Here is a 15,764-nt window from a genome sequence, read left to right as displayed (position 1 = left end):
ATTTACATATTTTTTATAGGTGGCTACCTATTTAAAACAAAACTCCTAACTGTAGTAGTTAGGAGTTATTTTGTATTTATTTACACGGATTACACCCGAGGCTTTAGCCGAACTGACGAAGTAAATCCGCGCTATCGGGGACACTTATGATTACAAATCCACGCAATCGGGGTTGCAAATCCGCGCTTTCGGGGTTCTATATCATCATTTCTCAACAAGAAAATCGAATCGTAAAGAATCAACGATACTCGTTTTTAAGGAATCATTAAACTCATTTTTCAATATAGCTCGAATAGAGTTTTTACCTTTTTTAACTACTAACTCTTGAACCTTAATGGTGTTTCTTCTCTTACTATCAATTCTCCGCAATGTTATACTATTATCAAAATCCAAAAGTTTTATTCTTAACGAGCTTTTTGCTGTTGGAATATTAGCTAAAATATAACCATATTTTAATGTATCCCCTATCTTTAATGAATTCAAATCTTTTACACCAAAGTATTCAATATCAACTAGCGGATGCCCCTCATAACTTTGAACATTTCCTTTTTCGTCAAACCTAACTATAAATGCAACTTCTCCTTTTTTATCATGGTAGATATATTTTCGTATTTTACCATTCTCAAAATTATAAATTCGATCTCCAACAATTGTATCATTTTCGTAATGTCTAATCTCTCTAAATTTCCCATTCTTGAAATAAGTGATATATTCCCCATTTAACTTCCCATTCTTATATATGCCATTACCGATTTCATTTCCATTTATATCAAAAAGATTTACTTTTCCGTGTAATATTGTATCTCCATCTTTTATGACATATTCATATTCAGAAAGAATTCCATCATTAAAGGAAAATTTTCGTATAATATTTTCCTTGTTTTTAGCACATGAAAATATTCCAAACAATATTATAAAGACTCCTTTTTTTAATATACTACTCATTCTCTAATTGGATTTTTAATTCGCTCTGAATTCATCTGATCACCGTCTTTATTATAGTAGGTTCTAGTCACACTATCTGGTTCTGACAATCTAAATGCGTCATTAGATGATTCATGTTTTGCATTTTGAGCGCCAAATTCACGTTTTTTTTGTAAAATTTTATCGTTTTTCTTCTGAATCTTTTCTGATGTTTTAGCTATTGTCATTCCGAGCTTCATACCTTCAGCTATTTTTTTCGCTACTTTATGAATTTTATCCAAAGTTGCATTATCCAATACTTTCTCCAAAGATTTTGGCCCATTAAAACCTATATTTCTTCCGCCTTTAATAAGTGATATCAAACCATCTCCTTCTTCAAATTGAACATTTTCTTTTTTTCCAATCCTAACCTCTTCTCCTTGTCCATTTTTTGAATACCACGCTATTCCTCCAGACCATTTTGATGGTTTCTCTTCCATAAGCGAGAAAACTTGTGCTTGTGTATTAGCGTATGATTCTCCCCAGTCAAATGGCGTAGTCGTTTTTTTATCCCCTAAGACTTTTTTAGCATTGCCATCCATTTCAAATGAACCATCTTTTTTTCTTATAACATTATGAATAATATTTATATCATGCCAATCATAAACATATTCAGCATGCCCTTTAGGACCTACATCACGTCTTACTTTTTGCAAAGTCTCCGTATCTATAACAATTTTAATTTCTGTTCTTATACCAGTATTTTCATCAAGTATATTTATGGTAAGATACTTGTTTTTCCCATCAGGATCATTATAAATAATAGGATTTTGACTTGTGAATCCATACTGTGATTCAAATGGAAAATTATGAGCTAGTGGATCAACAGCAAACCACCTTCCCACTCTCGAATCATACATCCTAGCTCCAAAATCATAACTATTCCCCTCACCTTTTAACTCATCATCTTTCTCCATTCCATTAAACCCATAACGATAATTTGCTTTAGAACCATGTCTTGCATCCTGGAGCATTCCAAAAGGATAATAATCCGAATAACTAAGAACGTCGGCATTAAAAGCTACTAAACCGGTTTCTGGCATGTCTGTTTTTTCAAACTCCGGGATCTTTTTATCGTTGATCACCACCAATACGTTACCCAAATGATTGGATAGCTCGTAACGTTTGTAGCACGGCTAATTTACATGTTTTTATAGAGTAAGCGGCCATTTATAAAACAAAAAACCTAACCGTTACGGTTAGGTTTTTTGCTTTATTTATACAAGGATTACAAATCCGCACTATCTGAGTTCTGCTACTTGCCCAAATACTCTACTAATGATAAAATTTGTTTATCGGTCAAATAGGACAGTGTATCATACACAGAATGATTTTCAATCTTTTTATATAACATCTCTTTATTTATTCTTTTCAACTCCCACATTGATTTTCCTATTCCTCTTTTATCTTGAAAATGGCATTTTTTACAATAATTCTCATATAAAAAAGCTCCATTGACTTTATCAACTTTCTCAAATATGTAACTATCAAATTCTCTTAATATTTCTCCGTTCTTATATTCTCCAAAATACACGATTTGGCCTTTTGAATTAATAACCTTCATTTCATAATGGAATATAGAATCATTATTCTCATAATAAATAAAACTTGTTATTAAATCTCCTTTTTTGTCAAAATAAAAATTTGACCCTGATAATAATTTCCCTTTACTATCTTGAGTAGAAAACAACTCTTTTGAGTTTATTATTTTAGAATACTCGTTCTCATTCTTTTCATTTTTACTACATGAATAGAGAGAAATAAAGAAAAGAAAAAATAATATTTTATTTAGTAAGGTTTTCATTTTTTAAAACTTCTTGTACTTGTTTTTTTGTTTCTTCTACGTCTTTTAATCCTTTTGTCTCATTATGCTTTCTTAGTCTTATTTCAAAAAACACATCATTAAGAATTTCTGCAATTTGAGCCTGCGTTATACCTGACTGTGTTGAATCAGCCATAACATTTTTTTCATACCCCTTTTTAGGTCCAGCACCAGAAATATACTGATCTATCAACCCTAAAAAATGTCCAATTTCATGAACAATTGTTTTACCTATTCTCTGAGCTTTTGATGTTTGTCCGTTAAAATCAATTTCTTTTGCGGTTTTTGAAATATTATACTCCGGTGCGCCAATATTTATTATCATAACATTACACCCTGGACAATTAACATATGCATTAGGTTCATTACCAGCTTTGAGTGTTTTATCTGCTAATATTAACACTAAATCACCATCTTTTATATCTTTTATTGAATTAACGTTGACAAAACCAACTGAAAATTCATCAATTTTTGCGTTTACTTTATAATTAATTGGCCTTTTTAACAATTGGCCTTTATCTCCAAAAATAATCTCAAAGTTACCAGTTCCAGTCTTATCAGAATACACATTAGAAGCCCTTGTTTTAGCAAAATCAAAAACTTGTTGAGTTCCGATTAAATTTTTCCCCGTTAAATTTAGAACTTTTATTTTTAAATTAAAATCAGCCTCGGCCGTTAAAACAGCTGTCCCTGTATTTTGCTTCATCGTAAAAGTAGTATTACTAACTTGCAATTCTAAGCCTTCCATATCAACACCAATTAATGGTGAATTACCACTAAACTGATAAGGTGAATAAAAAGGGTAATCCTTAGACAACGGATCCACTGCAAAGAACCTACCCACTCTAGGATCGTGCATTCTAAAGGTATAATTAAGGGAATTCCCTTCACCTTTAATTTCATTATCCATTTCCTGACCCTGGAATCCATAACGATAATTCGCTTTGGAACCATGTCGGGCTTCCTGAAGCATTCCAAACGGATAATAATCCGAATAACTAAGAACGTCGGCATTAAAGGCCACTAAACCACTCTCCGGGGTGTCGACTTTTTCAAACTCCGGGATCTTTTTATCGTTGATCACCACCAATACGTTACCCAAATGATTGGATAACTCGTAACGCTTATCGCCCGTCAAATTTACATATTTCTACAAAGAACTAACCCTACATAAACCAAGAACTCCTAACTGTAGTAGTTAGGAGTTCTTATTTTATTTATTTGCACGGATTACAAATCTGTGCGATCGGGGTAAATTCGAGCGATCAGGAGGAAAAATACTTCACCAACACATTTGATACATTACCCAGTCCACTGCTTATACTGAGTGAGGAGAATACTCTTTAATAATTTGGATTCTCTCACTGTTGTTCAATACATTATAGAGCCATAATCCAAAATTAACATCTTCTTCCTCTTCTGTGTAATATATTGAAGAGATTTCTTCCATATCTTTTATCGAGTAATTTATTTCATAAATTTTATTATTTACGATATCTTCAAAACTAAGTTTAGCTACATTATCAAGAACAGAATAGTTCACCTTAAGTTTATCTTTTTCAAAATGATGAAAAAGATTATCATAAAAAACATATATGTATTTATTAAATGAAATTAGCATTATCAACTCCTCGTTGAGATAATCGAAAGAACCCGCCTCTGGATAATTATTTATATCTTCAATAGAATCTTCATTCATTACAAATGACATGTTATCAGTCTCAATAACATACTTATTACTGACATTTAAAATTTGTTTAGCTGTAATTTTCATTATTTTATCATTTCATATTTTTCTAAAATTGGCTTAATCTCATCGCCAAACTCTTTATATAAAGCCTTACCTAAAGCTTCCTTATCTCCTAAAGGTCTTGAAGCACTTTCTATAATTTGTGCATCTGTTTTACCTCCTTTTATTAATGCTTCATAAGTAGGACCTAATTTATCCCCATACCTTTTTTCATTAAACTTATGAATAAATGACCTTAAATCTTCTGGTGTAGCATCTTTAAATAATTCTCCTAGAGACCTTCTCATCCCATGAACTTTTTGAGCAACAGAACTTTCAGATTTTCCAGATTTTAAAAGTCTCTCAGCAACATTTTTAAGATTTGATACTGCATCGGTATATTGCTCCCTTAAATTACCTTTTCCTAATGTATTTACTAAAGATTTTACTCCTTTTATATCCTTTAAAGCTTGACCAATATACGCAAGACCAATAGCTGCTGACGCTGTATTCCCAATTCTCTCTAGTGACTTCAATTTTGAAGCCGTTTCGAATTCCTTATCAGCAATATCTCCTTTATTCAGTTGACTAAATATCTCCCTACTTGTGTCACCAAGATTATTTAAAGCCATATTTCTGTGTTCATCTGACATTTTATGCCAATGACCATCAGAACCGTAAACATAAGCTCTATCAGCAGTTGCGGTTTTCATCTTAGTACCAGTAATTAACTCAACATCTCTTCCTATCTCTAAAACATTAATCAACTCAAAATAAGTCTTCCCTTCATATTCTTTTTTACCAAGCATATAAAACGAATCTTCAAGTCCTTCAATTTCGACACTATTGATCACTTTGTTTCCACTAAAACTATACGGTGAGTAATTTGGATATTTCTTTTCTAAAGGATCCACCGCAAAAAACCTTCCCACTCTAGGATCGTGCATTCTAAAGGTATAGTTTAGAGAATTCCCTTCACCTTTAATTTCATTATCCATTTCCTGACCCTGGAATCCATAACGATAATTCGCTTTGGAACCCTGTCGGGCTTCCTGGAGCATTCCAAACGGATAATAATCCGAATAACTAAGAACGTCGGCATTAAAGGCAACTAAACCACTCTCCGGAGTATCCACTTTTTCAAACTCCGGTATCTTTTTATCGTTGATCACCACCAATACGTTACCCAAATGATTGGATAGCTCGTAACGCTTGTCGCCAGTCAAATTTACATATTTTTTATAGGCGATCAGTCCGTTATGTGGATAATTTCCACTGGTCTTGTCTAAATAATCCGGAATTCCGTCACCATCGGTATCAATGGCATCGGATGGATTGTGATCGCCGTTCGGATCGGCGCCTTCAATCGCTTCCCAGGTCGCATAACCGTCGCCATCGTCGTCCAGATCCAGATAGTTTGGCACGCCATCACCGTCGGTATCATCGTTGGCCAGGTTATTATCATTGTTTACATCTTCATAGATATCATACAATCCGTCGCCATCGGTATCCATCAAACACGGCCCTAACACCCGAACCGTACCCGGCGTAACCGTCATCGTAATATTTCCGGATGTCGACACCGGCGGATTGTTTAATCCTGCGCCTACGTTATGGTTAAAATCAAACTCACGGGTTAAGGTGTTAATCGGACTTCCAAAAGTATAGTTAATACTACAGATATCGAATGCCGCGGTGCCCAGTTTTGAAGCCGGAGCCGTTAAAGCACTTCCCGATGTGGTGGTGGTCGCATTGGTATTGAACGTCGTATTTGCACTTCCGTTCACCGCCATGCCACCATCGATAACATCCGAACCTAGCAGCTGTGTTATTTTACCGCCAAAAGAAACGTCCATTCCTTTTTCTTTCATTTCGGCTGCACTTACGGCTAAACCGGAAAGGTTGGCTATGGTATATTGTTTTTTGGTTGTCACGCCATTGGCATATACCTCTTTGGTTACAACCGCTTTTGGTTTAAAAGTACCGTTCTGATAGTCGGCAAACAATTGTACTCCGGTTTTGATATCGCCTTCCTTAATTTGCTGCGGCATCACATAGTTGACCACTTTTAGGTTGTAGATAGCAGCATCCATATCTCCCATTGTGAAACCTACTAACATTGGCTGACCGGCATTTGCTGCGGGCTCATTCAATGTGTGTAGTAGAATGCCGTTATTATAGAATTTAATTTTGCCATTTAAGCGTTCAACTCTAAACACATCTCCTACTTTAAACATAATAGTCTCCGCTGGAAATGATGCCGATAGTTGTTGCAGGTTACCATTTTCATACGCTCGAAGCTTACCATCCGAAAAACTAAGCAAGCCATAATTAATATTGATATAGTTTGCAACATTTGTACTCGGTTGGTAGGACAATCCTAACATCACCCTATAATTCGATTCCAAGGCCCCCCCAATCGTTCGCTCTACATAACCATTAGCTACCAGCATTTTGGCCGTTTCGCCTCCCGTATCCCAAGCCAGCGGAATCGTTTTGGTAATTTTCCCATTCGCATCAACATTTATATTTTGTGAGGCGGTTAATGGTGGTTTGGTAATCGCATATTGGTTTTCCAATAGCGGTACCGCATCATAATTGACTACTTTCAGATTATAAATACTCGTATTTTGCGTACACAGAATAAAATCGACAAGCAATGGTTTTCCGATATTAAGAGCCGATTCGGATGTCGATCGTAACAGTAGTCCGTTTTTATAATATTTTATTTTTCCATTAATCCGTTCAATTCGCAGAACGTCACCTAAAGCATAATTTGCATTTAGATTTATTCCGGAAGCCGAACTTTCATAGGCAATTACTCTACTATCTTCGTAAGTATACAGGGCATAATTGATCGTACTAACCGAGTTTACACCGGAGGTACCTGCATCGGTATACGACAATCCCAACATCACATTATAATTGGATGCCAATGTTCCGCTTACTGTTCTTTCTACATAACCATTACCCGTTAAAACATTGGCCGTTGCTCCAACTGCATCCCAGGTAGGCGCACTGGTTTTGGTAATTTTTCCGGCCGCATCTACCGCAATATTCTGGGTATTATATAATTGTGGCTTGATGATCGTTTCGTTTGCGTCGACATAAGGAATATTCTTATATTTTACGACTTTTAAATCATAGATCTTCGTCTGACCTCGATACATCGCAAAGTCGACCAACATGGGTTGACCCGGTTGCGATTCTACAATTTCTCGTACCAAGGTTTCATTTCTGAAATATCGGATTTTACCTTCTTTTCTTTCGATTCGTAACTTGTCACCAATAGCGAAAACATCGCCACCTGTAGGTAATGTATAGCGTACGGAATTCTCATACGCATACAAGATACTGGATCCGAAAGTGTAGAACGAATAGTTGATCGTATTATAATGTACGTTTGGATCGGAATACGACAATCCTAACATCACATATTCATTGGATGCCAAAGTTCCTTTTATAGTTCGCTCTACATAACCGTCACCTGTTAAAAGATACGGTGTCGAACCACCAACAGTACCCCAACTATCGCCCGCTACTGTTCTGGTGATCGTTCCATCGGCTTCAATGTCTACGTTTGACATCACATTTAATGGCGGACGTACAATTGTTTTGTTATCATCAACATACGTCCCCTGACCCATCACTTCTACCTGACCGATTAACGTGGAAGGAGCCGGCGCTGTAGTTTGATCAAGTTTGAATTTCGTTTTAAAATTAAATTCATTAAAATTAGGGTTAATCCCATATAAATACGGTTCATTCCACGTCACATTCGTAGACGGTGTTACTTTTAAGGAATAAATTTTCAAATCGGATACACTCAGTACACTCGGAACGCTTGTTGTAGCGGCCATAGCACCGGACTGCGCCGTCATTCCTAACGGACCAATAATTTCCGGTTTTTTGTATTTATACAATCCAATCAGTTTTTCTTCCATACCCAATCGGCTACTACCAAAAAGATGGTGTTCCTTAATGGAGTAATTACTGTTGTATCCATTTCTATTTGAAATCTGAACCCGTTTGTAAACCGCCAATACATTCCCCTGAGCATCTCTGGCATAATAATCGGAGTTCGTAACCGGATCGCCAAAGGAACCGTCATAAACACTTTTCGAAATCCGGTTTCCTAAACCGTCATATTCAAAATAGATAATGGTTTGAACATTATTTTTAAACTTCTCTATTCTTTTGACTTTACCATCGGCACGCCAGTCAATTTTTAAACCTTCGGTTTTGTCTTCGACCAGCTGACCAATTTGATCATAGATATAATTATGTGTATTCAGGTTATTAATGTTATACACAATTCCTAAATCAGCCAATTGCTGTATCTGATCGCCCAGTTCGTTAGTCGCCAATCCGGAGAAACCTGCTTTATCTTCCACTAAGCGAAGCTTGTTATCACCCGGTAAATAATGGTATACTAATTCATCCATTTTTCGGAAAGCCCCATTCTGATCCGGAGCGGTTCTGAGGAGTGTTTTCAGGTTTCCGTTTCGATCGTACGTATAGCTGGAACTATAACTTTCGTTATTCACATCGGCCACTCCTAAAGCATCCGGTTTTATAGCTGCAGATGTCATTCCGGTAATACGGTTTAACTGATCATAGGTATAACTGTTTTTCTGAACATCCAACAACGCTTCTCTATTCGTACGAATAGCGGTGGTCATCTGTTTGATGTTTCCATTGAACAGATTTCTAGTATTGGTCGCAATATTTCCGTTACGGCTAAACATCAACGGTTTAAAATTTTCGTCTCCGGTATCGTCTGTCGTAACGGCCTTATAATCACCTTCGTAATAGTTAAGCGAATAACCAAAAGCATCTTTATTGACATTCAATCTGGAAGCCATTCCATCCTGACCCATTTCATGTTCCGGCAAAGTCAGATTCTCACCATTTACGGCTTTTAGCCATCCCTGTAAGGTATAGGCGTAATCGATACCCTGTACTTTTTTGTCTCCTAACTCCACACGTGCTAACGGCCCATGTGCATAATACTGATAGTTGGCATCATTTTCCCAAACAAGACCATCCGGAGAAGTTTTAACATTCACAATACGATTATCGGCATCGTATTCGTATTTATGGATAAACTGATCGACTTTACCCGGTTGAAGGGTAACCGAATTCACATTTCCGCTGATCAGATCGTAATCGTAGATCACCCGCTTAATATGAAACTCACAGTCGTTTTTCAGCGTCAAATTCGTATCGGCGATTACGTTTGGATCACAACTATAATCTTTTAAAGTAGCCAAATAGGTCACCATTTCTTTTACGTTGCCGTGTATATCGTAGTTATACAAGATCGCATTTTGATAATCCAACTCGCCATCCGGAGAAAACTCGTCATAGTAAAATACACCGGCAACTCTATTTCTACTCGTTTGTGGATTATAATTGGAATAGAAGAAATCGGAGGCTCTTCTTTCTTCTGGATACATTTCCAGCATAGGATCTTCACCATAAACCGTACGGGTTACTTCCATTCTCATAAACCCTAGATCTGCAAAATTATTAGCTACCTGATGGGTTACAACACTATTAATCAGATACGACCTCATCAATCTTCCTTCATCGGAGATAAAATAGGCACTTCCATATTGATCCGGTTGTGCACCTACAAAGATTTGACCGGCTGCTGTAATCCTACCCAAATTGTCATACTCTGTATAACTAAATCCTCTGGCAGTACTATACTGTTCGTATTGTTTTGTATTTTGAGACGCGATTATTCGTCCCAAATCATCATAGGCAAAACGCGTTTCGCCACCATCCGGTGTTTTTTGCCACACCAATTGGTTTAAGGTGTTGTAACGATACTGCGTTTTAAGCGTATGTTGTGGCTGTAAAGCCGTATTTTCAGGGGCAGGCGCCAATGGATCAAAAGAATTTCTAAAAGCATTGATCGCCGCATTTTTGGTATTGATCTCACTCGGTGTAAATCGTTTTACGCCTTCCGGAGCTACGGTTTGTGTTAAGTTTCCAGCTTGATCATAATAGTATAAGGTATATTGATATTCTTTATCAAAATAATTCATATCAAATTTCTCCTGAACCGTTGCCATTGCTTTTGTAATGTATTCTTTTATGAATTTTTTACGCAACGATTCCAAGTAATTGTCATAGGCTTCCTGCTGATAGGTCTCATTTAGATTTTTGATTAAATGCTCACAGGTACCGTCAGTGTCTACAGGCACCATTGGAGAAACGACACTCATCACCGCCGGAGGACAGATGCCCGGATTGGCAGCGCGGTAGACTGTATTTACCCAGTTGTTCCAGTTTAGACAATCCACATCGTTGGCATTATCGGCATAATATAATTTATAAGCATCTATCGCAGTAAGCATATTATGAGCGGCATCATGATAATACCCATAATGCAAATAGGTATTTCCAAATTCTGCAATCGTTCTAAAGTTAAAGTCGTACGATGACGTAACGTTTAACTCATTACAGTAATATTTATAACTATCAACAAGATATTGCAAGTTACTCGTACAGAAATTATCAAACTCCCCGGCTTCAATGGTATACCCCGTAATACGCGGCCCATTGTTTGGTCCTCCGTGAAGTATAAAATCTAAGAAATCGGCTTTTTTAGCATCACAGGCAATCGGAGCAACCGGCTGTGGAATACATACGTTACAGTCGGCATCGTTATAATTCAAAGGCGGTTTAAATCGTCCTGTTATCGATTGAATAACACCCGACGCATTCGTAGTATAAAGCGTAGCCATTTGTGTAAAAGAACCACTGACAATTGTCATATTACTAATCGGATACGACGACTCAATGAATGCAGCAATACTCGGTATCTGATCCAATGTAAAAATCTGTTCGTCGCCTCGCATCATGGCATAACTCCATTCCGTAACATTGTTAACACTCTTCCATGTTGTTAGGATCGGAGAATTGGTTGGTTCATTAAAGAACGTCGCCAGATACGAATTTTTATACGCCGGTACATTCTCTAAACTAACAGGTGTTGCACTTTGCAACTCCCCTGATTGTTTTAACGCATTGATAAACGCTACAAAAGCCTGACGGAATTTATATTGTTTCGCACAACCATGTCCACCTGCAGCAGTTCCTAAATTCGGATCTAACACTTGTCCCTCCTGATTATTCGGATTGGTACTACAGGCTCCGATAGCGGCGCAAGTCGTTCCGTAAAGGATCACTTCTTTTGTGGCTCCACTTACTAAAATTTCCGCCACAGCTCTATAAGCATACACCCGGTTTGCCGGTACGGAAGCCGTCGCATCGTAATAAAACTGTTTGATTTTACTAATCTTCCAGGTCGTATTATAATTCGCCCAGGTATAGGTAGCAGAATCGACCTTAACTGTCGTGCCGCAAAACGGTTGCGACGGACTAGCGCTAAAGTTAATCGTTAGGGTATTATTGGCCGTTGCCGTACTAATGTTCAATGAAGTTAACGGAACAATTGCCGACCCTAAAGCTTTGATCAAATCGGGTGTTACATATTGCCCAACAAAAGGTCGGCTGGACAAGGCTGTAATATTCTGACTGCTAAATGCCGGATCTTTAAAAAATCCATTTAAGAAATGATCAAAGTCAAAAAGTAACGGGCAATTCCCGGTTTGCGCATAATATTCGTAATCGTTTTGCGCCTGTAACTGGTTTAGCGCTGTCAACGGACTTACTCCGGAATCGTACCCGAAATCGACCGGAATAAAACGTTTTGTTTTTTCTTTATATAAAATACCGCTCGAGCTTGCACAAAGTGATGGCACCGCGATACTATAGATGTAATTAAATAAACTGGCTTTCTGAGAGAAATTATCCGATAGTACATTCGTAACCGAATAATTCAATACACCACCGATACAACCGTTATAGGTTCCTTTTTCGATAGCATAGATATTACTAAAAACGTGTTTTATGTTCGATTTTAAACCCAAATAAAGATTTTTATACGTCTTCCAAAACATATCTTTTTGATCTGCTGTTAAAGAAGAAATAGACGTTGGAGGCGTACATTGTACCAATGGATTACAGTAAACCATCTGTAAAGCGGCCTCATATAATTTCAGTGAGGTCGAACCTTCTGCCATATAATCGGAATTAATAGCCTCCTGCATAATACCGATTCGGTAACCATATAGTGTAGCACTTTCAAAACCGGTTGGCAATTGTTGAAAATACGGATCTAATGTATAAATACCGCTATTCGTTGCAAGCGTACTTCCAATTAAACCTTTAGTCACGGCATCATTAAACGTGGTTACGCTTTGCAGGTAACTATCGTAAGCATCCGAATTTAATAGTGTTCCCCCGACACTTTTCGTCAGATTACAAATCGCTTTGTTATACACCAGATAATTGTATTCCGGGTGGTACGCGATTAGCGATTTTGCCCAACCGGGACCAAAGGCATCAGCGAAGTCCTCATAATTCACCAACTGTTGCGGTCGTACTCTACGAATGTTCTCACCGTTAATCGTTGCCGAAAGCACTTGTCCTGTGGATGCTGGCGTAGTCGTTCCGTTTGCATTTACTACAACATTAACAAAAGCATCATTCCCATCGATATCTTTATAAGGCGTCGTTGGATTTTTCCAATGATGTCCTGTTACGGTTCCATTCGCGTATAATTTACTGTCCGGATTAAAAACACTGATTTCAAAATCCGGGTTGGGCACCACTTGTCCGTCTGCATTCGTAATGGTTGCTTTCGTGCTTCCATATTGTCCAAAAGGACTCACATCGCTTAATAAGGTTTGCTCATTAACCGTACAACTGGAATCATAAAGCGCTTCCGGTGTACACAATTGCGCGCACTCCTGTCTTAACAATTGCCATTCTCTGAAAAAACGATTCGCAAGACCATTGGCCTGACTCTGATCGATAGCCGGATTACCGGTAATCGTTACCACAATCGGTGGCGCAAGTGTTGACGGTAAACTAAACGTACTTACCGGAACACTGTAAAACGTACTTAACGCATTCAGGATATAATTGGATTGCGTGCCCAATGCTGCCGTACAGCTGGTACAATCCATATTACACATATCTAATAAAATGTTCGGAGAGAACTGATTCGGATTGATATAACAAGGATCATCTTTATTTTTCAGCTTATTGATATATTCCGTTGCATACGTATTGAGTTGTTCCGCATTGACTTTCAGTTCTTTTGAAAGCGCATACGAACCCGAAGCCAGCGCCTGATTAAAGTCACCTGGATTCGACTGATATGGAAAAGCTCCTCCGGAACCACCCAATTTGATTTTTTCAACATTGATCTTATCGACCTGACATTGGTCTGTTAATTTGATCACCAAATCATATACAAAAGGATAGGTCGGCAGGGTACACGTTAACGGACTGGATGGTGTGAATTGCTGTGTTTGCTTTACATTATAATCAAATTCATAAGCAATATTATCACCTCCAACAGCCAGTTGTTTGGAAACAATATAACGGTCGTCGTTCCCCGGGAAATTACCGGTTGATTCCAGTCGGTTCTGACTTAACAGGTTATCGCTCATCATCCCGTGCATTGGGTTGTCGTTTGCCGAATCGGTCAATTTATCCAGATTATCTTTCGGATCATTGGATAATCCCGTAGCAATCGTTCTTCCCTGCGGATCGATGTAACTCACCGATACCTGTCCATTCGGATCGATCACGATGTTCTTTTTATAATGCGATACATCACCAACACTATACCCAAACAAACGGTTTAGTTCTTTATCGGTTGGAACCGTATACAAATACCGCATTTCATGTCCCGATCCTAACTGATGGTTTACCCCAACACCGCCTTTTCGGGCAATACGTCCGGTATTGTCGGGCGTATACTCTATCTGTGAAAAAGGATGATTTTCGGCATCCGGAACGTATTTCTGATTGATACTGTTGGGAAAATCGATTAGTCCATTGGCCGAATAATATCGTGCGGCACCCGATCCCAAGTCCATTTTATTGACCTGTATAGTACAATTCGTCGGATCGGAACTGTCATCAAAATCAAAATCCCTAAAGGAATACGGCGTACCGCTTTGAACGGTATTATAGTTTTTAAAATAACGAATACTATTCTCATTGGTCGGAGTGGGCAATACCTCAACAGCAGGTCTTCCCTGTGCATCGTACACCACTTCGCCAACAATTGCATTTTTATCGGTATTGATTTTGGTCACCGTTTGTCGGTTACGCAAGGATCCGTCGAAATAACTGATCACTTCTTTCTTTTTTCCGTTTTCAGCATAACTAACCTGCAATTGCCAGTTTTTGCTTTTTTCGTGTTCGGATAACTGAGCAACATGAGTCCAGTCGGAAACTTTAGTTTTAGCCCCCCCCGTTTCGGAACTCCATTTACCGTAATACTTTCCTTTAAAAACAGTAGGATGCAAACCAACAGCTCTAACGCGATAAATTAAATACCCTTTGGCATACAGCAATGGGATTTCATAGGAATTCGATTTGGTACTGATTCGGGTATTGTTTAATTCAAAATCACGATCGCTAAAATTGATCGCACCCGCCGGTAAATTATCGGTCACATTGGTCGCAGCATACGAATCGATCCAGGTCCATTCCAGTTCATACTCGAGTGCCCCGGCCAGTTTTTGCCATTCTATTTTAATCGAACCTGGCACCATAGCTCCGGTTGACGAATCCAACTGATTCGTTATCGTCGCCATCGGATTCGGTACCTGATCGGAAACCGTATAATAGCGTTTTACCTTTAATCCCAAATCCAAAAATATATTTTCAGGGATATAATTTGACGTGGTATTGTTGACCATATCTTTGTATTCGACAGACCCCGGGATCAGGCTGATTTTGATTCCGAATCGGTTTTTAACCTGTAAAAAATTAATGTCCGTAAACAAGGTATTGATAACCGACGCACCATGCGGGCTATACGAAACCGCCAGCGTTTCTTCTCTTGGCGCAACCGATTCGTCTATAGAACCATCCGGCATAAGCGGTGTAACCGTAAACTTCGCCTTAAATTCATACCATTGGTACGGTGCCATGGTATTGTCTACGCGTAAACGGGCATAGCAATACGGATCTTTATTGTGCTGATTGGCCCATCCGGCTTCGGGATCCACTACCGTAGCCAGCTGTGTAAAACCGTTTAGTTGAATCGGCGCCAAAGGATAGTCCTTTTCCTCGACCTGTGCCGTAGCAAAAATGGTGGAAAAGAGGGTAATAATACTCAATAACCTGCCTAATACTGTATTCATATTA

6 protein-coding genes are annotated in these 15,764 nt (G+C 38.2%); all 6 read right to left on the bottom strand.

What is annotated here, in order from left to right; genetic code table 11:
• Positions 1 to 204 precede the first annotated feature (204 nt).
• Positions 205 to 945, bottom strand: coding sequence for a hypothetical protein (locus tag ABFU83_RS17575; protein WP_347067849.1), 741 nt, complete (start codon positions 943 to 945; stop codon positions 205 to 207).
• Positions 942 to 2,048 carry an RHS repeat-associated core domain-containing protein gene (locus ABFU83_RS17570; protein ID WP_347067847.1) on the bottom strand — a complete coding sequence of 369 codons (1,107 nt, stop codon included), beginning with the start codon at positions 2,046 to 2,048 and terminating at the stop codon, positions 942 to 944. Before ABFU83_RS17570 ends, ABFU83_RS17575 begins: the two co-directional genes overlap by 4 nt.
• Positions 2,049 to 2,218: 170 nt before the next feature.
• On the bottom strand, positions 2,219 to 2,767 hold the full coding sequence (locus ABFU83_RS17565; RefSeq protein WP_347067845.1) for a hypothetical protein: 549 nt from the start codon (positions 2,765 to 2,767) through the stop codon (positions 2,219 to 2,221).
• Complete coding sequence (locus ABFU83_RS17560) at positions 2,748 to 3,923, bottom strand: RHS repeat-associated core domain-containing protein (RefSeq protein WP_347067844.1); 1,176 nt, start codon at positions 3,921 to 3,923, stop codon at positions 2,748 to 2,750. Before ABFU83_RS17560 ends, ABFU83_RS17565 begins: the two co-directional genes overlap by 20 nt.
• Positions 3,924 to 4,103: 180 nt before the next feature.
• Positions 4,104 to 4,559 carry a hypothetical protein gene (locus ABFU83_RS17555; protein ID WP_347067843.1) on the bottom strand — a complete coding sequence of 152 codons (456 nt, stop codon included), beginning with the start codon at positions 4,557 to 4,559 and terminating at the stop codon, positions 4,104 to 4,106.
• Entirely contained in the window at positions 4,559 to 15,760 is an 11,202-nt protein-coding gene (locus tag ABFU83_RS17550; protein ID WP_347067842.1) for an RHS repeat-associated core domain-containing protein, read from the bottom strand. Before ABFU83_RS17550 ends, ABFU83_RS17555 begins: the two co-directional genes overlap by 1 nt.
• Positions 15,761 to 15,764 lie beyond the last annotated feature (4 nt).

The sequence above is a fragment of the Flavobacterium sp. WV_118_3 genome (assembly GCF_039778605.1).
Classification (GTDB): Bacteria; Bacteroidota; Bacteroidia; order Flavobacteriales; family Flavobacteriaceae; genus Flavobacterium.
This window is presented reverse-complemented; position numbering and strand designations above follow the sequence as displayed.